Raw genomic sequence first — 17,758 nt, 5'->3', positions numbered from 1 at the left:
GCTCATGGCTCACCTCTCCTTACTTAGTAATCTCCTGCAGCGTCTCCTCGTCCGTCTTCCCGGTGGCTTCGCTCTCCTTTGCCGCCTCCGCAGCCCTGTCGCTGTTTTCCTTTGCCTGCTCCGCGTCGTCCTCGCTCTGGGGATAGAGCATGGGCTGGAGCTCCTCCAGGGCCTCCGGATAGTTGAAATTAGCGCTCATGCCAAAGAGCTCGTAGGTCAGGTCATAGACCCGCCCCTCCTTGACCGCCGTGAAATGCTGCCATATGTCGTTTGTCTCAAATTCCTCGTTGAACATCTCGATGATCTGATCCGGCAGCGCGTGCGCGGCCCGCAGGATCACATCCGGCTCCCTGGACTTCATATCCTCTGTGTTCACAGTCAGGAATTCCTGGTCCGTGCCGGCATACACATTCTCGCCTCCCGCCAGCTCCACCAGACTTCCCACGTAGGAGTTCTCTGTGGCGATGATGTAGCTTCCGGGAAGCCCCATGAGGATCAGCACCTTAGGGCTCTCCTGCCCCTCATTGCGAGTCACATAGTCCTCATAGAATTCCGTAAATTCATCTACCAGCTCCCCGGCCTGCTCCTCCCTGCCGAATATCTCTCCCAGCTCCTGGATGGACCGGTACATCCCCTGCACGCTGCGCAGGTTGAGGAAAGCCCAGTCCGTATCAATGGCCTCGTACTTTGGCTGGAGGTCCGACTGGAGGCTGGAGGGACTTAGTATCCAGTCCGGGGAGAGGGAGGCCACGATCTCCATGTCCGGGCTCATGGCCGTCCCCACCTGCTCCACCCCCTCGTACCGCTCCGGCAGGGAGGATATGGTGCTGGTGCACACGCCCACAAGGTCCAGCTCCAGCCGGTCACAGATGTCGGCTGTGGCGGGGGAGGTGGCTATGATGCGGGGCTCCTCCCCCATGGCCGCCACCTTGGCCTTGGCCGACTCCACAGCCGCGCTCCCGCTCTGGTCCACGCACCCTGCCAGGAGGCTCAGTGTCAGGGCGCCGCAGGCCAGCGCGCCTGCCGCCCTTCCAACTGCCATCCTCCCGGCCGTCTTTTTCCTGTCAATCCTCATCATCTTCGTAACCTCCGCCCCATCTGCGCCAGTTTCTCCGGAAGAAATAGACGATCGCTGCCGCCGCTCCCATGAAGACCAGACCGGTCGCCATGACGGCCGCCGCCACGGCAAACACGCCGCTGCCGGAAGCTCCTTCCGTCCCCTCTTCCCCGTCCGAAGCGGTAGAGAGGCTAAGCCCCTGGGCGTCGGACAGCTCTCCGTCTGTGGCTGGGTCCGCCGCCTCCTCTATGGAGCTGGAGAGAGCCGGTGCCTCGCTTCCATCTGTCTCTTCCCCTGTATTTGTATCGGCCAAGCCCGCCGCCGACAGACTGTTGCTGCCAAGGGAGGAGCTGCCGGACGCCGCCGTCACGATGGTGGCTTTCATGTCTGTGTTATTTCCCGCTGTGTAGTCGCTTGGATAGAGATAGAAGATGACATCTCTCCCCATGGGACTTACATACATGGAGACCCGGACCACACAGTTTTCACTGGGCACCTGGATACAGATATCCGAGGTGGCCCCGTTGCTGTCCGATCCGCTCCCCGTCACGCCCACAGCCGGGTTGGACCAGGAGGAGTCCCCCACGTTCTGTACCCAGAAGCTGTGACCGGATGTGTAGCTCATCAGGCTCATGCGGATGGTCAGGTAGTAGGCCCCGCTGTCCGTCACCTCCAGTATGCCTGTGGTGTAGACCGCTCCCTCCACCATCCCCTGTCCGGTGGCGTAGGACGCCTCTCCCCCGGAGTCCTCAATGGCCCCGGTGACCGGGTGGGCATAGCAGGGATGGACCGCACAGGTATAGACGTTTCCGCCGGCCGCCTGAGCGGACAGGGGCGCAGCCCCCTGCCCTGCTGCCAGGACCAGGAGAGCTGCCAGGGCGCCTGCAAGCGCCCGCTTTATCTTATTTCCCACTCTCACCTTCATCACCTGCTTCCTCTTCTCTGCCGCAAGGCCAGAACGACCGCAGCGGCCGCCACCGCAAGCAGCGCCGCCCATCCGGCGAGGGCTGTACCCGTCTCATCTCCTGTCCGGGCCGCGGACAGAGAGGATCCGCCCAGGCTGGAACCGCCAAGGGATGAGCCGCCCAGCGAAGAGCCTCCAAGGGAGGAACCTCCCAGCGAGGAGCCTCCGGGCAGGGTGGATGTTCCCAGACCGCTGCCGCCGGTCAGCAAGCCTTCTCCGCTGCCGTCTGTTTCCTCATCATCTGTCTGGCCCTCATCGTCGAAAGCCGGGTCATCGTCTGTCGTGGCCTGCAGCGTATCCCAGTCAAGAGCCAGGAACACAGGCTGCGTCCCCGTTCCCGAGGCGATGGCGTCCATGATGGGGACAAAGACCTGCAGGGGCACATAGCCGTCCTCCAGAGCCTCCGGTATGAGCTCAAAGGTGACCTCATCCGGGTAGTCTGTCCCGTACTGGTCGCTGACTCTGGAGCCGTCCTCGTTCTGCTGATAGCTGTCCACTGTCACAGCCCGCAGGTCTCCCTGCGGATTGCCGTACTGGTCCAGCGTGTAGCCGGTGGCAAAGTACTGAAGCTGGCTCAGATAGCCCAGCTGGGTGCCGATGGTGAGTCCCCGGAAGTTCATGGTCAGAGCGTACTTCCCGTCCTTCACCGTCAGCTTGATGGTGTGGTCGATGGCATTGTCGGACATGGAGAGGGTCTCCTTGTCCACCTTCAGCATCCGGCCCGTCACCGCGTACACGCCGTCCGGCAGATTGCGGATGTCCGTCTCATCCCCGCCGGGATCCGGGTTCTCCGGCTCCACTGCCGTTCCCCCGGCCTGAAGTGTGCTCCAGTCGATGTGGAGCCTGGCCAGCTGGGTGCCCTGCCCGGCGCCGATGGCCTCCATGACAGGCACGTAGATCTCCACGTAATTCATGTCCTCATCCTTCTGGATGGGAATGGAGATGACCTTCGGGTACTCCTTTCCCTCCGTATTCCCATCGTAGGACGGAGAGTCCGGGTCATTGTAGGCGTCGTACACGCCCGTGAAATACGACAGCACATCCGCGTCCGCCGCCTCGTAGGAGGAGGGATAGCCCATCTGGTTGTACACCACGCTGTCCATATCTACCTTCCGCAGCCGGTACAGGTAGCCCTCTATGCCGGAAATGTCCAGGGACTGTAAGGTGAGCTGCAGGGACATGTCCCCGTGTTCATCCACCACGATCACTCCCTGGGAAACCAGGGCCGCATCGCCCATGGACGGAGCGTCATTGGTGGCGTGCCACAGGGCCACGTCCACAGTGTAGGTTCCCTCTGCCAGGTCCTCCCCCTCCTCGCCGTCTCCCGGATCCTCCCCCGGATCAGGCTGGGGCTCCTCCGGCTCCGTTGTCCCGCCTCCTCCGTCACTGCTGTAGGTGATGGAAAAGGTAGTAGTTCCCGTGTAGTTGCCGGGCGCGGCGGCCGCCACGTCCGCTCCCGCGATGGTGATCCTTCCGCCAAGCACCGCCTCATCGGTCCCCGCGTCTCTCGTCTCCTTTGCCTGGAAGGACTGGGCGCCGAAATCATTGGAAAAGGCGAGGGAGTGGCTGCCCGCGTACAGAAGGCCGCCCTCCGGTGCCGTCACGGTCACAGTGCCCTCTTTGTCCTGGGAGGACACGGTAATGTCGTACTCCTGCACATTATCCTCGGTCCTGCTGAGAGCTCCCATGTCCAGAGACGAGGGCACGGTGACCTGATAGGAAGGAGCGGACGTCTCCTGCGCCACGCTGGCCGTCACATCCATGCTTTCCTGGGTGGTGTCCGGCGTCTCAGGGGTCTGCTCTCTGGCTGTCAGCGTATCCCAGTACATAGTCACAATGGTCTTGACGCTGAACTTACCGTTCTCAAAAAGGATGCCATTGATCTCGCCGTTCAGATTGCTCATGGCAGGCACGTAAATGCAGGTGTTGTTGTAGTAATACTGGCTCAGAGTGCCGGTCAGAGGGAAGGACACATCTGTGACAACCTGGTAGTCCCCCCTCTGCTCTGTATTGTAGGCGGCGCCCTCCATGGTCAGTGCGGCCGCCGTGTCGTTGTTCTCGTAGTAGCCGTTAAATCCGAGAATGTACATGGGCTCCTGGTCCGTGCCGGATACCATGGTGTAGGACAGCGTCATCTGCCCGCTCTCATCCACGGTCAGCACGGCCGGGGCCGTCTCCGTCTGCACAAGGCTGTGATCCACCACATCGCTGCGCACCGCCACAGTGATATCGTAGGTTCCCGCCACCGGCGTCTGGGAGGGCACTCCCGGGGCTGTCTCCTCCAGGGAAAGTCCCAGGGCCGATGCCACAGCCTCCTTGATGCCGTTGGAGGAGTAGGTGGCTCCCGACACGCCGTCCAGCCCCTTCAGGCCCTGGGCGTCTGTGTCCCCCAGTCCTATGATGCGGCTCTGCAGCCCCTCCACGGCGGAGGCAAGCTTGCCCTTGTTGACCTCCGCATAGGTCCCGCCGAAATTGTCGCCTGTGATCTCCAGGCCGGTGATCACGCCGTCCGTGACAGACACGGAAGCGTTGATGTTGTATTCACCGAACTGGTCTATGTGGAACGTTCCGCTGCCCGTGTAGGTTCCTCCGGCAGCCTTTGCTCCCATGGGCTGCGCCGTCCCGGCGGCCAGCACAGCCGCAAGGGCCAGCGCCGCCCATCTCTTTCCTGTCTTTTTTCTTCTCATCGTTCCCTCCGTCAAATAGAGGCAGACCTCTATGACAGCAGAAATCCTCCCAGGCAAAGAGCCGGAGGATTTCTGTCATATTACCGTCTGCCGTTTCCTTTAGTTCCCTTTGTAGGTAATGGAGAATGTTGTTGTTCCGGTGTAATTTCCGGCTTTAGCCGCAGCAACCGCATCCTTTCCGATGCGGATCGTTCCGCTCAGCTTGGTGCCTGCCGTGTCTGCATTGACATTCTGTGTCCCAAAGCTGTTGGAAAAGCTCAGTGTGTTTCCATCGCTTGTCAGGCTGCCGGACTCTGGCGCTGTGACAGCAATCTCTCCGTTCAGGTTAGAGGCCTTCACATCCACCGCGTAGACCATCGCGTTGTTTCTCTCTGCACTCAGCGTTCCCATCGAAACAGCAGAAGGAACCGTGACTGAATAATCTGGCGCGGAGACTGACTCCTCCACATTCGCTGTGATCTGCATATCTTTCGTGTCCGCAGAGGGCTCTGACGGGGTCTCCTCTCCGCCCACAGGCTGCAGGTCTGTCACCTGGACAAAGAAGTTCTGGGTGGAGTTCATCACGGAATTGACATAGGCAGAGGCAGCTACTGTTCCGGCCTCCAGGTCATCCACCGCGTCTCTTGGAAGGTCCACTGTCAGCACCTGCGTCGGGTAGGACTCCCCTTCGGTTATTCCAAACAGACTGGAGGTTGTGTCAAACACCTTCTCAGGCTTTGTCGTTATGTCAGACTCCGCTGTGTACTCTGTGTCATTTACCGTAAACTTCACATCCAGGATCGTGCCGTCAGTACCCATAGACGGGAAGGCGGGGATCGGGTAGGCCACATAGAATGTCAGCTCCGCGCTGTCCGCGTCAAGCGTCACCTCCGCCTCGTGCACAAAGATGGGATCGCACATGCTGGCAGCCCCGGTCCCATTGGCATTGAGGAAATGGATCTCTCCTGTGTAGTCTCCGTCGGTATAGTCGGCGGCAAACGCCGTGGTGCACATCATAGTCCCCAGCATGGCCACGGAAAGGGCCCCTGTCATCAATTTCTTTAACCTCATAATACATCTCCTTTTCTTTTTCTTCCGCCGCGGCGCGCCGCCCCGGCTCTATCCCTCAACGATCAGCGTACAGTTGACCTCCGCCCCGTTTCTCGGGGCCATCTCCTCATCCGCGCTGAAGGTCTCATATCTGACGGTCAGCGGATACTCGCCTGCCTCCATCGCTTTATCCAGCGTGATCTCATAGAGATGCTGGCCGGGCTGGATCAGCTTCGACGTGTAGATCGTCTCGTCTGTCTCCGGCAGATAGAAGGAAATCTGGAAATACACGGTATTTTCCTCCGGATTGACCAGCTCCACCGACACATCCTTTGTACCCGCCGGGATGGTGACAGATTTGTAGCCCGGGATCTCGATCCCGTCTGTCACACCGCTCTGGGCCTGCTGGCTGTCCGGCTTCTCCTGGTCCTCCTCAAACTCCGCGTAGTTCGTCACTTCCCTGGGTCTCGTGTAAAAGTAAATTCCCACAGCTCCCGCCAGGATAAGGACGAGAGCGGCAATGACTATCTTCTTTTTTCTGCCTGCGATTTTCATATCCACTTATCTCCGTCATTTCTAATTTTTATTAGTCCGAACTAACTGTTAGTCAAAAAAGCAACTCACCAGACAGCCGCTATACTGTCCAGTGAGTTAGCTTATCCTAACTGCTATGATACTACCATGCGTTACCTTTTTCTGTCAATATTTTACATTGAAAATAATTCTCATTTTCATTCTATGCCTGTCTCTGCCGGAACTCCTCCAGAAATTTCCCCGCCGCCCCGCTTAAGGGCTGGGACCGCTTCCAGGCGAGGACAGAGGCTGTGGCCAGCTCCGGGCAGAGGGGACGGAAGACCTGGCCTCTCCCCACATAGGACTCCATGGCCCCCTCTATGGCCAGAAAGCAGGCCTCCCCCGTGTTCATCATGACTGTCATATCGGTGATCAGATTAAAGGAGGCCAGGATATCCAGGTTCTGGAAATCCTCTCCCAGCCAGTTGGAAATCTCGCTCTGTACAGACTGGCGGCTGGGGGTGATAAGAAGAGTCCGCTTCAAATCCTCCCTGGTGATCTGTTCCTTTTGCGCCAAAGGATGCCCCTCCGGTATGAACAGCCCCCACCGCTCCTTCTCCCGCAGCCTGATATAGTCGTATCTGCTGATGTCCACCGGTTCCAGGAGCAGGCCGAAATCCAGAAGTCCCCTGTCCAGCTTCTCCTTTATGTAGTCAGATGTGTTTGTGTAGATCTCGTACTGCACCCGGGGATATTTTTCCCGAAAGGCAAGGAGCTCCCGGGTCAGGACATGGGAGCTTCTCAGCACGCCGCTCCCGATGGAGATGATGCCCCCCACTTCCTCCCTGGAAGCAAACTCATCCTCAATCTTGTCCATCAGCTCCGCCACTTCCTCAGCCCTTCTTCTCAGCATCACCCCCGCGTCCGTCAGTGTGAGGTGCTTTCCCCTCACAAAGAGCGGGGTGCCCAGCTCCTCCTCCAGCTGGGCCATCTGGCGGCTCAGCGTAGGCTGCGTGACGTGGAGGGCCTGCGCTGCCTTTGATATATTCTCCTCTCGCACCACTGTCAGAAAATATCTGAGTACCCGTATATCCATCTGCCTTCTCCTTCTCTCACTTGTCTCCACTGTCTCTTTCGCTCTGTCACAGCTCCAGCCCCAGGTCTGCCAGAGTGGTCTGCTGATACTCCCGGAATACCTTCAGCTCCCCGGGCGTCCTCCCCAGAACAAAGGGCACAAACTCATCCTCAAAGACCCAGCTCTCGATCTCCTCTTTTGCCAGAAGGACAGGCATCCTGTCATGCACCCTCTCCACCGAGGCATTGGCCTTTGTGGTCAGGATGATAAACCTCTTCTCCTCCTGAAAATACCGGTAAAATCCCGCCATGTAGAGAAGCGGCGACTCACAGTCTGAAAACTCTGCCCTGTTCCTGTCCTCATCCCACTCGTAGAAGTGTCCCGCAGGAATCACGCACCGCCTGCTCCTTATGCTGTCCCGGAACATCCGCTTCTCCAGCGCCGTCTCCGCCCTGGCGTTGATGAGAAGGCCTCCGGGGCGCACCTTTCCATCCCTCTTCTGCTCTCCTGAAGGGGGCAGGAAACCCCAGGTCATAAGCTCCAGGTGCAGCTCTCCTCCTTCTCCTGTCAGGACAGGCGCCTGCTGCGAGGGACACACATCCCCCGCACTCTTTTTCAAAAACTCCCGCCACCCAAGGGTGTCCGCCGGCCCCAGGCCCGCATCTACCGGCAGCGCGCTCTCTACCCTTTTATCTATGTAATATCTCCCGCACATGGCCTTCCTCCTCCCCTGCACAGCATTTTTGATTTTTCAAATTAACTGACATTTTAATCGGTCTTCTGGCAAATGTCAACCGCCCGGCAGTTTGTCAGCCGACAGTTTCGCAGCCGGCAGTTTGGTGTCCGGCAGCTTGCGCCCGGCAGTTTCTCAAAAGGGCGGGACACCTCTCCCTTCTCTGTGATATAATGGGCACATATATAAACAGAAGGCACGACTGAAAGGAACTGTTCATATGAAAAAGGGGAAACACATCCGAAAATACATCTTGCCCTGCACACTCCTGTCCGCTTCCCTCTGCCTGAGCGGCTGTCAGGCGGTCGGCACAGCCGCAGACATGGTCCGCTCTGTTGTAGAGATTGCCACCGGCGCCAATCCCCGCGCCCACATGACCGGGACGGTCTTTGAAGACCAGATCCTGCCGGCTCTGGACGCAGGCGACAGAGAAGCATTTAAATCCATGTTCTGCGATGACACGGCCGCACTGCCTGATTTCGACGAAAAGGCAGACGAGTTCTTTACTTTCTATCAGGGCACATCCACAAGCGTGCAGTGCACGGCAGCATACGAAAGCGGCATGCTCTCGGAATATATGGAAAAAAATTACAACGTGCTCACGGATAAGGGGAGCTATTCTGTCAGTCTCTGCTTCACCCTGCTGGAAAATGAGGAAAAGGGTCTTGATGAGGGCCGTATCGGCCTGAACTCCATCCTAATCCTGACCAGCGACCTGGCCGATGAGGCGCAGTACACCCAGTGGCCCCCGGAGGATGGAATTTTTATCCTCTATGACATCGGGGACTGCCGGACGTAGGAAAAAGCTCTATAAGAAAACCACCGGCCGCTGCTTGGCTGATGGTATCCATAAATTCCAATATTTGCAAAAAATGAGAAGTTATTCGGCAGGCATCGCCTCTCCTGCATCTCTTTTGACCCAAAGGGTGCGTGGTTGCAACGAAATTTACCACCTCGAATAACTCCTCATTCATTGTATCTAAATTATACAGCAATTTGACAACGTACTGAAAGCAGTATATAGACAAGCATCGGAAGAAAAATAAAACCCTTGAAAAATCAAGGGTTTTTAAATGCCGCAGACCGGAATCGAACCGGATTAAACTCATTTTTATACTTTATTGATTTTTCGGGCTTTTCCATAGAACACGCGTAAATACAGGCTTTTATCATGTTTTATAATGAAGTAATACTCTGATATAATCTTTAAATTTATGACGAAAAACAGATCTATGCAACACGAAATACAACACGAATATGATACAATATCTTAGGCGTCCGGGATGATCCGGGCGCCTTTCTACTTTATTAAATGGCAAAAGCACCCGTTAGGGTGCTTTTGGCGATATCAATATAGTTTCATATACATAGGTATATTTTCATTAATTTCTTGGTTATTTTCTTTTACCATAAATGCCTCAAAATCGCAAAAACCGTTTCTTTCATAATAACGATACGCTTTGACATCTGCGTATAATACAATAAAATTAGCTAAGGCCTTTGTTTCAGCAAGTTCTCTACAATGGCGAATAATTTCTCCCATAATTTCATCGCTAAAATAATAGTGACTATTAGGATTTGGGTTATCTTCAGACGCTTTATCATAGTGTATTTTTTGATAATTAATATCAACGGCGAGCACATCTATTTTTACAGCTGGAAGCACATGCATGTAATTGGTCTGTTCAAAAATTATTCCTGATGCCGCTAAAGAAACGATGGCAATCACTTTGCCTGTATCTATGTCTCTGAAAACAAAGTATAAACCATCTTCATCAACGATTTCACCATGTTGTATTATACCTGTATGTATGTGGCTGTCCAGTTTTTCGTTTCCGCATGTAAAGGGTTGAAGATCCTCATAATCCTCAACCCTTAGCAAATTAAAACTAAATGATATTTCTCCCCCGTACTTATTCATGTTTCCCCTTTGATGGTGTTTCAACACCGTTTTTAGGCCTATGCGCTTGAAATCGTTCCATTGCTTTGTCAAAGGAACCATTTCGCTTCACAAACTGATCCACCTTATCAGGACGAAGCCTAAAAGCTCGGGTGTTAGGTTTTGCTACTGCTGCCATAATGCCTTCCTCCTTACTTTTCTCCCTTGGTACAACTTTTGTTTTTTGTTCCTGATCAGACAAAAAAATCACCCCGTATATAAGTATAACCTTTATAGGGTGCGGTCTATGTAAATACTCGTCTGGCCTTTTGTCTTTTCGCTTACATCATAAACTTTTTTCCTCTTAATTTCAACTACCTAGCAGAAAATTTTAGCGCTTTTTTATCGTTTTTTCACCGTATTTATACTATTTTGACCTCTTTTACCGTCATCTTGCCATTTAGCGGAGAAGAACACCCCCGGAGCTTCTGACGGCCCCGGGGATCATACTATCTGCTGATTGCATTTTTCAGCCGCACATACCAGGGTGCCTTGCTGCTCCAGCTATAACAAGGGATATTTTTTCCCGTGCAGTCTCTATAGATGTTATTCAACACGGTCATCTCATCCTGATGTGCAAGCGGATGTACAGCATAGCCGTCAAAGTACATTACTGGCCCTTTCCCATCTACTGTATAAAAACATTTCATATTGTCATCATCCTCCATATTATTCTCTATTGCTGTTGTTACTGTGGTTTCTCCCATATAGGCTTTAATCCGGTCGATAAAATACTGTTTGGTCGCTGTTCGCCCTCCATGTATTTCTACGGATCTGTGTGGGCAGTCCGTTGCTGATACTTCCTGGTGCAGCCGGATCGTATCCATCGACGGGGTAATGCCGTACTGCTTGCACTTCTGTGCCGCAAGCTGCAATGCCGTCTCTTCATTTTTCTGAAATGTTGCAATATCCCCCATCGACTGACATATTTCGATGGACAGATAATTAGCATTTCCATCTGACTGTCCGCAATGCCAAGCTTTATTGGTATCATCCTCAGCCTGTAAAGTCCCGTCACTACATACATAATAATGTGCAAAACCATTTTTCAGATTATGCGTTTTGAGCCAGGACTCATAGTATTTTTTCGTAGCTTTCTTACTGCCTGCGTCATTGTGAAAAAAAATACCGACCGGATTTTGCCCTCTCCGGCCAGCAATTCCGCCACAAATACTCATTATTCTTCATCCCCTTCATGCTCTTTGTCATACTGTTTCTGGACCTCCAAAAGCTCCTCAAAAGTTACTTCCTTGCCTTCGTCAGTTGTAAAATAAATTCTCATGTTTTTTTCTCCTTCCTACCGGCATCCGGCCGGCGCAATCAGTCTGATTTCACAGTTGCTCTCAGATCATTCGCTTTTATTTGCCTGCTTAATGATCTGGTTAATATAAGTAGATAATCCAGCCACCAAGATACCCTGGACAATCGCTGTGAACACCGCCATTGCAATATCCTGTCCCGTTCCCAATGGGCTGGTAGCCAGCACCCATATAGCGCACAGTACGATGCCAGCGCCTCCCAGGATAAGGGGGATATACTTATCCTTCACGGCCTGAGCCTGCTTCAGCCCCATACCGATAAAATACAGGACTACTGCCACAACAATCAGTTCGGGTTTCACATAGTTTATTATCTGTTCCATGTTCATTCTCCTTTCTACATTCCAATCTGTGTAAAAATGTACCCTACAACTATGCCTATAACTGCAGTTATGACATAGCCTGTAACTTTTCTCCACATTTCTCCGTCCCGGCTTTCCAACTCCTCCAGGCGTTCACCCTGCCTAGTCTGTGTTTTTGCCATGCTTTCCACCGACACGGCCAGTTTCTCCACGCTGGCTGTCAGTTGGCCGATCTGCCTGACAGTCTCTTCCAGATCCGTCAGCCTATGGCTGATGCGCTTATGTTCATCCTCCATTCGGCGGGCAAACTCTTCATGTTCTTCCCTGCTGATTACATTTTCCATGTCAGCCTCCTCATAATACTTATGCATAAAAATAAGACCTGTCACGGTCTCGCTCTAATCTCCATAAAATCTCCTTCCCACAGGAACACCTGGACTAATCATTTACTATAAGTTCTCCACAGATGAGCATATTGACAGGAGCACTATACGCCGTATTGTTCCTGTACATTGCGGATAGCCCATTGGATAGCGGAGTAAACCTAAAATTCCCATATCCAACGGGTGTGTTTGCCACATTCATGTGTACCGTAAGCCGCTGATCAAAAGCGACTTTAAAGGGTAATGCAGCAGCCTCTAATTGATTGGCACCAGACCCGATTGAATTAACGGTCTTACTCGCCGAAATATATATGCGGTTTATACCTATTTTTCGATATGTAATAGTCCAGTTGTTTTCTGAATAGGATTGTTGTTCTCCTATCTTTATCATATCCAATAGGCTGATATCTTCTGTCTCCGTATGCAAGATCAGATCTGGCGCATATACATTGACTTCGCTCCCAATCTGTATATATGCGTTATAGCCCTTGAGTTCCATTTCTCCGGAACCAATCCGCATGACATCTCTTGTGCCGCCTATCTCTAATTCTATGGCGCCACTATTCCCGAACAGCTTGATCGATGCCTTGTCTCTGGTTTGGGTATTGCTCCCCCATTTGCCCAGACTTATCTCATCCTGTTTAAATGACGCAAGTACATTCGACCCTGATCTGATATCAATACTGTCTGCGTCAATATATACATTCTTCGCAGCCGGATTACCCACAGTCACCGTATTTGCATATACCGGCTCAGACGCTACCCGCCAGTAAGAGCCATCATAAGTAAATACCACGGTCTGATTAGCACGCCAGTAGGCATAGCGTACCCCCTGGGTATAGATAGCTTTTGCCCCGGTCCCAGCCACGTTTAGGGTCGGGTTGGAAGCGGTGTTAGCGTAGGTAAACCGGACGGCCACAGTCGCACCAGCCTTTAGGGTAAGCTTGCCTGCCGCCAGCGTTGCCACCTTTGTCGCGGTTGCTGACGCTGTCCCACAGGTCGCATAGAGCATCTGTCCGTCTTCGCCGGCCGCACCACTAGGCCCTTGTGGTCCAGTAGATCCCTGTGGTCCTCTTTCTCCCTGCGGCCCCTGGGGACCTGTCGCTCCGGTGTTGCCGTAGACACCGATGATATGTGGAGTCGTATTCGTGGTGCTTCCATTTGTATAGGTAATCTTCTCATAGTTCCACAGGTATTTCTTACTGGTCGTAATCGTCTGTACCGATGTCGTCCAGCCGGAGGTACTTGTTGTCACACCGCTTGCTGCCGTTGTGGCAAGATAATAATTCGTGATACTTTTAATTCCGTTTCCCGTTGCTCCCGTGTTCCCCTTTTCCCCTTGCGGCCCCTTTGCACCTGTCGCACCGGTATTCCCATAAACGCCGATCACCCTTTTTGCGCTGTCACTGGTAGTATTATTGGTGTATGTGATCCGTTCATAGTTCCAGAGATACTTATTGGACGTTGTCATGGTTGGAACAGAAGTACTCCAGGAGCTCGGTGCAGTAGTATTGGATGCTGATACCGCATAGTATTCCGTGATGGATTTAATACCCACGCCTGCCTCTCCTGTATCACCTTTATCTCCCTTCGGCCCGGTAGGCCCGGTGGCCCCAGTATCTCCTTTGTCGCCTTTCGCCCCTGTTGCGCCGGTATCGCCTTTCTGTCCGGTTACGCATACCGCAGTGGTAGTCGTTGTGGAATTATCAGTGTACGTGATGATGCTTCGAGTCCAGATATACTTTCCATTCTCCCAGCCAGGATACGTTGCGGACCATGATCCGCCGGATAACGACGTTGCGCTGGTGGATTTGTAATACTGCTCCACGATGGACTTAACACCCTTGCCGTCAGCCCCATCTGCTCCGGCCGCACCAGTTTCCCCCGTAGCTCCAGTGGAACCTTTAGCTCCGGTGATACAGACAGGAGTAGACTCTTCGGTCGTTCCATCTGTATATGTAACTACCGTTTTTGACCAGATATACTTTCCGTTTTCCCAGCCGGGGTTAGTCGTAGACCACGACCCGCCAGAAAGAGAGGTGGAACTTGTGGACTTATAATACTGTACATCCACATTCGACACTCCGGTACCGGCGTCTCCTTTATCACCTTTGGGGCCGGTGTCGCCCTTATCACCTTTCTCCCCCTGTTCGCCTTTGGGACCGGTGGCTCCCTGAGGTCCCGTATCGCCTTTTTCTCCCTTTTCTCCTTGGGCTCCAGTTTCCCCTGTTTCACCCTTGATACGTGTCCAGGCATAATCATCCGGGTCCGTACTGTCTGCTGCGGTATAATCAGTATACTGGCCAATATACAGTTTGTTGGTGCTGTCGGTCGTGGAAAAACCGCTGGAACCATCTGCACTATTGGCATAGGCAATATGCAGATATGGCGTCTTACCGTCCGCTCCAGCTTTCCCCGGCGTCCCTTGCGCTCCGTCTGCGCCCTTAATCTTACTCCAGGCGTAGTCAGTAGGGTCTGTGCTGTCGGTTGCCGCAAAATCCACATACATACCAATGTAATCCCGATTGCTGTCTGACACGGAAAAATCTGTCTGTCCATCTGCACTATTGGCATATGCGATATGGGTATAGCTGGTCTTACCGTCTTCTCCGTCTTCTCCGGCAGGACCAGGGATGCCCTGGTCTCCTTTCTCGCCCTGAAGTCCCTGCAGTCCGCGCTCCCCTTGATCCCCCTTGTCTCCTTTATCGCCTTTTTCTCCCTTCTCTCCTTGAGGGCCTTGTTCACCTTGCGGTCCTGTCGGCCCCTGCTCACCATCGTCCACATTGCTGATGGTAACCTCGCATACCCCACGTAGGACACCATCGGCATCATATGCCTCGTACCGATATACTGCCTTCCCGTCGATGTCCGCCGCCTGGACCGTCACACTCTTTGACGTCCCGATAGAGGTGCCATCCTTTGACCAGTCGATGACCATAGAGTCAGTCAAGTCTACGCCGGCATCCATCACGGACGCGGTCAGGGTCGTGCTCCCCACGGAGTTCTTAAATATGATGCCATTGTCCGTGATGATTGAGCAGGTATAGGTCCGGTTCGCATCTACCAGGGCCTGAACCCGGCTAAGGAGCTCCGGGTCAATCTGGCTCTGCAGTTCCCGGAAGTTGCTAAAGGTGGTCTTATTCTGCGTTGGGTCCGTAAAGCTTCGGATCTGCTCTGTGACTCTGGCGTTCAGATACAGTATTGGGTTATAGGCCTCATCCACTATGTTCACAGTATCCCCGATCGCTGTGTCAAAATACCCTTCCACCTCATAGCTGACCTGGGGCTCGCAAATTTTTTTTAACTCTGCCAGTGCCTGACCGTAGAGCATCTCTACATTATCTGTCTCATAGGACCAGATCCGCATTATATACCCATCTTCCAAACGTGTCAGATTAGAAGGGAACCGGTCCCTTGCCTGCACTGCAAGGATAGCATTATTTCCTGCGGAGCTCTGGAACTCTACATTTCCATTCTCGTCATATTCTGTTTTGACCAGGTCCGTGATCTGTAATCCGTCTTTCCCAGTTGGCCGGATTGCTGTGTACAGTTCTGTGATATCAGAAGTCTTCGTGATCCCGGTCACTTCTTTCCCATATCGCAGGGTAATATCTGTCCGAGCCCGGCCAATCCCCTGATAGTCATCAGAATGCTCTCGGTATACATTGACCACTACCCGTTTCAGGGAATAGTCATCATTCAGTTCTGTTATGAACTCAATCTCAGCCGAGAATGCATTTGCAAGGGAATACAGACGGGCAAGAAGGGTCTCCGTTCCGGTCCATTCATGCTTGATCGATCTATCCGACACCTCATTCAGCCCTAGCACTGTACTGCCTTCTGGGTCAAAAACAGCATAATACTGGGCGAACGTCATGGCCTGGGCGGCTGCATATGCCTCTTTTTCCTCGTTTAGAAGTTCAAACAGGAGCCCGTAGCACTCTGCCCGGATTTCCTGCTCATCCTTTTCTACATGTACGATATTCAGATAATAGTCCTTCTGCTGCTCTTCATCGCGGAAAGAAATCTTATTCCCCTCCACGATATATTGGCTATCCTCGTGACACGCATCACACGTAAAGTTATAGGTATAGGCGCTGCCCTGCAGATATTCATGCAGTTCGTCATCATAATAATGCAGTGATTTAGGACCTGTGTTATCCATATAGCTCAAAACCTGGTCCATTTGATCCAGGACCGCAATCCTTATCTCCTTCATCATTACAGAAACGCCTCCCTTATTTTTGCTTTTACTGTAGGTTTTGGTTCGGAAAAATCCGAGAAAAAGAACTGTACTTTCGTCTCCCCGGGCGGAGCGAGAAAATACTTGCTCCCAGTGATCTCATCGCCGGTAATGTTCATACCATTCTGATACACTTTGGTAGCAGCGCCGTCTATCGTAACTACATCCCCTGCAGCATACCGGTTCGGAACGTCCCGCCATTTTTCAACATTCATTTTCTGGAACCGCAACGAACGGATAGAGTTTCTCGTTACATATTGGTCACCAAGATTTCTTCCATAATACTGCGTGAAGGCAATCTGTATCTTCGTGCAGACCATATCCTTGATTGCTGGGTCTGAATAGCAGGGATAAGACCCCCACCAATGATATCTCACTGTATCCCCTTCTTTGAGGATATCCTGATGTCCCCGTGCATTATCAAATGGGTTCTGGCTCTGAAGCATCGAAGGAGTAAAAGCGATGTCTCTTATCATTTTCCCATTCAGCCAATATTCCAGATGTGCCGTATTACCGGTCATGTCACTCTTATACAGACTATACCCACATATTACTTTATTGTCGGCAGTCAGGAATGCAATCGACTGTTCCGCTGTCTGTCCCATCAACCCTGTCTCGAACCACCAATTCAGGTAACAGTAGAAGTTTTGAGCACCAACTTCACTTTCTGAGTCAGCCGGTATAGTAATGGTCTTCATGCCGCCGCACCACTTCCCAGGCTGTCCATTCCCCATGCTCCCGATAACAATAGCCGTATTATCAATGCTGCTCAAACTGCCCCCCATATCGTGATCAGGATGCATGTAGTTAACACCGTGGTCGTCTGGTGCAGCCAGAAACGGCTGGAGCCCGTCTATCAGCACCTCATTTTGCTGGTAGTTTTCGCCGTCCGCCTCCTGCACCTTTCCCAGCTGGATAGCACCATACTCAGACACAATGCCGATAAATCCATTTTCGTGGTTATGGGTGATCTCGTAGCTGACCGGGGCGCTGGCCGCACCACCATTTTCAATCGTGACTTCCAGTACCCCGTCCGTATTGTCTGCCGCCTGGAAGCTTTTCTCTGTAGTCGCATATTTATACGGGTCACAGCAGTAAAACACAAACTCCCCGGTAACATTCAGCCGGCCTTCTTTCACGTCTCCGACTTCGCTCTTGGTCCCGATAAAATACTTGTCCGGCTCATCCGCAAATATCAGTTTTGCCTCTTTCTGGTTCAGGATTTTGTTTAGCGCATTGAACTTCTCACGAAAATCTTCCGGGGAGTCAGTCAGCAGCTGATACCCCACCGTGATACTCCGGGAAACAATCCGACTGTTTCGATACTCGGAGCCGTCCATCTGTCCAATTTGAAGCTCTGTGATCTCCGCTTCCGTCAGTTCCCGGCCAAGGACATACAGGGTTCGATATCCCTCTATTTCATTTTCGATATACGCCCCGTTAATCTGCAGGGCCTCTGACGGGAGCGCACCATCTGGTGCACCCCCGGTTGTAGTATCAACAAAGTTATACAT

At 52.8% G+C, this 17,758-nt stretch carries 15 protein-coding genes; 1 reads left to right on the top strand and 14 read right to left on the bottom strand.

What is annotated here, in order from left to right; translation table 11 throughout:
* Positions 1–19: 19 nt before the first annotated feature.
* The 7 genes from isdE to NI21_RS0104220 form a co-directional block, all read right to left on the bottom strand.
* Entirely contained in the window at positions 20–1,078 is a 1,059-nt protein-coding gene (isdE, locus tag NI21_RS0104250; RefSeq protein ID WP_242842812.1) for a heme ABC transporter substrate-binding protein IsdE, read from the bottom strand.
* A complete protein-coding gene (locus NI21_RS0104245) occupies positions 1,065–1,982 on the bottom strand; it encodes a heme-binding Shp domain-containing protein (protein WP_033124996.1) in 918 nt (305 codons plus the stop codon). The genes isdE and NI21_RS0104245 overlap by 14 nt, the downstream gene beginning before the upstream one ends.
* On the bottom strand, positions 1,982–4,708 hold the full coding sequence (locus NI21_RS16005) for an NEAT domain-containing protein (protein WP_052083911.1): 2,727 nt from the start codon (positions 4,706–4,708) through the stop codon (positions 1,982–1,984). The genes NI21_RS0104245 and NI21_RS16005 overlap by 1 nt, the downstream gene beginning before the upstream one ends.
* Positions 4,709–4,807: 99 nt before the next feature.
* Positions 4,808–5,758, bottom strand: a complete 951-nt coding sequence (locus NI21_RS0104235) for a hypothetical protein (protein ID WP_033124995.1) — start codon at positions 5,756–5,758, stop codon at positions 4,808–4,810.
* A gap of 48 nt (positions 5,759–5,806) precedes the next feature.
* The gene (locus NI21_RS0104230) at positions 5,807–6,292 is read right to left on the bottom strand and encodes a hypothetical protein (protein WP_033124994.1); all 486 of its coding nucleotides are present in this window, start codon (positions 6,290–6,292) and stop codon (positions 5,807–5,809) included.
* A 181-nt stretch (positions 6,293–6,473) separates the two neighbouring features.
* Positions 6,474–7,346, bottom strand: coding sequence for a LysR family transcriptional regulator (locus tag NI21_RS0104225; protein ID WP_033124993.1), 873 nt, complete (start codon positions 7,344–7,346; stop codon positions 6,474–6,476).
* Positions 7,347–7,392: 46 nt separating this feature from the next.
* On the bottom strand, positions 7,393–8,040 hold the full coding sequence (locus NI21_RS0104220) for an SOS response-associated peptidase (RefSeq protein ID WP_033124992.1): 648 nt from the start codon (positions 8,038–8,040) through the stop codon (positions 7,393–7,395).
* A 238-nt stretch (positions 8,041–8,278) separates the two neighbouring features.
* Between NI21_RS0104220 and NI21_RS0104215 the strand changes: the two genes are divergently transcribed.
* On the top strand, positions 8,279–8,857 hold the full coding sequence (locus NI21_RS0104215; RefSeq protein WP_033124991.1) for a DUF5104 domain-containing protein: 579 nt from the start codon (positions 8,279–8,281) through the stop codon (positions 8,855–8,857).
* 549 nt (positions 8,858–9,406) lie between these two features.
* Here NI21_RS0104215 and NI21_RS0104210 read toward each other — a convergent pair.
* The 7 genes from NI21_RS0104210 to NI21_RS0104185 all read right to left on the bottom strand — a co-directional run bounded on the left by NI21_RS0104210 (position 9,407) and on the right by NI21_RS0104185 (position 17,758).
* Positions 9,407–9,979, bottom strand: a complete 573-nt coding sequence (locus NI21_RS0104210) for a hypothetical protein (protein WP_033124990.1) — start codon at positions 9,977–9,979, stop codon at positions 9,407–9,409.
* Positions 9,972–10,136, bottom strand: coding sequence for a hypothetical protein (locus NI21_RS16710; RefSeq protein ID WP_156111847.1), 165 nt, complete (start codon positions 10,134–10,136; stop codon positions 9,972–9,974). The genes NI21_RS0104210 and NI21_RS16710 overlap by 8 nt, the downstream gene beginning before the upstream one ends.
* A gap of 310 nt (positions 10,137–10,446) precedes the next feature.
* Positions 10,447–11,175, bottom strand: a complete 729-nt coding sequence (locus NI21_RS0104205; RefSeq protein ID WP_033124989.1) for an N-acetylmuramoyl-L-alanine amidase — start codon at positions 11,173–11,175, stop codon at positions 10,447–10,449.
* Between the two features lie 170 nt (positions 11,176–11,345).
* A complete protein-coding gene (locus NI21_RS0104200; protein ID WP_033124988.1) occupies positions 11,346–11,639 on the bottom strand; it encodes a phage holin family protein in 294 nt (97 codons plus the stop codon).
* Between the two features lie 14 nt (positions 11,640–11,653).
* On the bottom strand, positions 11,654–11,962 hold the full coding sequence (locus NI21_RS0104195) for a hypothetical protein (RefSeq protein WP_033124987.1): 309 nt from the start codon (positions 11,960–11,962) through the stop codon (positions 11,654–11,656).
* Between the two features lie 94 nt (positions 11,963–12,056).
* A complete protein-coding gene (locus tag NI21_RS15800) occupies positions 12,057–16,223 on the bottom strand; it encodes a phage tail spike protein (RefSeq protein WP_034810293.1) in 4,167 nt (1,388 codons plus the stop codon).
* Entirely contained in the window at positions 16,223–17,758 is a 1,536-nt protein-coding gene (locus NI21_RS0104185) for a distal tail protein Dit (protein WP_033124986.1), read from the bottom strand. Before NI21_RS0104185 ends, NI21_RS15800 begins: the two co-directional genes overlap by 1 nt.

Origin of the sequence: Eubacterium sp. ER2, from assembly GCF_000765215.1 — a bacterium.
GTDB lineage: Bacteria > Bacillota > Clostridia > Lachnospirales > Lachnospiraceae > Claveliimonas > Claveliimonas intestinigallinarum.
The sequence above is the reverse complement of the archived record's forward strand: the minus strand, read 5'-3'. Positions and strand labels throughout refer to the sequence as shown.

Excerpts from the sequence above, each read along its gene's own strand:
- isdE (WP_242842812.1), bottom strand. The coding sequence starts at position 1,078 with ATGATGAGGATTGACAGGAAAAAGACGGCCGGGAGGATGGCAGTTGGA.
- NI21_RS0104245 (WP_033124996.1), bottom strand. The coding sequence starts at position 1,982 with ATGAAGGTGAGAGTGGGAAATAAGATAAAGCGGGCGCTTGCAGGCGCC.
- NI21_RS16005 (WP_052083911.1), bottom strand. The coding sequence starts at position 4,708 with ATGAGAAGAAAAAAGACAGGAAAGAGATGGGCGGCGCTGGCCCTTGCG.
- NI21_RS0104235 (WP_033124995.1), bottom strand. The coding sequence starts at position 5,758 with ATGAGGTTAAAGAAATTGATGACAGGGGCCCTTTCCGTGGCCATGCTG.
- NI21_RS0104230 (WP_033124994.1), bottom strand. The coding sequence starts at position 6,292 with ATGAAAATCGCAGGCAGAAAAAAGAAGATAGTCATTGCCGCTCTCGTC.
- NI21_RS0104225 (WP_033124993.1), bottom strand. The coding sequence starts at position 7,346 with ATGGATATACGGGTACTCAGATATTTTCTGACAGTGGTGCGAGAGGAG.
- NI21_RS0104220 (WP_033124992.1), bottom strand. The coding sequence starts at position 8,040 with ATGTGCGGGAGATATTACATAGATAAAAGGGTAGAGAGCGCGCTGCCG.
- NI21_RS0104215 (WP_033124991.1), top strand. The coding sequence starts at position 8,279 with ATGAAAAAGGGGAAACACATCCGAAAATACATCTTGCCCTGCACACTC.
- NI21_RS0104210 (WP_033124990.1), bottom strand. The coding sequence starts at position 9,979 with ATGAATAAGTACGGGGGAGAAATATCATTTAGTTTTAATTTGCTAAGG.
- NI21_RS16710 (WP_156111847.1), bottom strand. The coding sequence starts at position 10,136 with ATGGCAGCAGTAGCAAAACCTAACACCCGAGCTTTTAGGCTTCGTCCT.
- NI21_RS0104205 (WP_033124989.1), bottom strand. The coding sequence starts at position 11,175 with ATGAGTATTTGTGGCGGAATTGCTGGCCGGAGAGGGCAAAATCCGGTC.
- NI21_RS0104200 (WP_033124988.1), bottom strand. The coding sequence starts at position 11,639 with ATGGAACAGATAATAAACTATGTGAAACCCGAACTGATTGTTGTGGCA.
- NI21_RS0104195 (WP_033124987.1), bottom strand. The coding sequence starts at position 11,962 with ATGGAAAATGTAATCAGCAGGGAAGAACATGAAGAGTTTGCCCGCCGA.
- NI21_RS15800 (WP_034810293.1), bottom strand. The coding sequence starts at position 16,223 with ATGATGAAGGAGATAAGGATTGCGGTCCTGGATCAAATGGACCAGGTT.
- NI21_RS0104185 (WP_033124986.1), bottom strand. The coding sequence starts at position 17,758 with ATGTATAACTTTGTTGATACTACAACCGGGGGTGCACCAGATGGTGCG.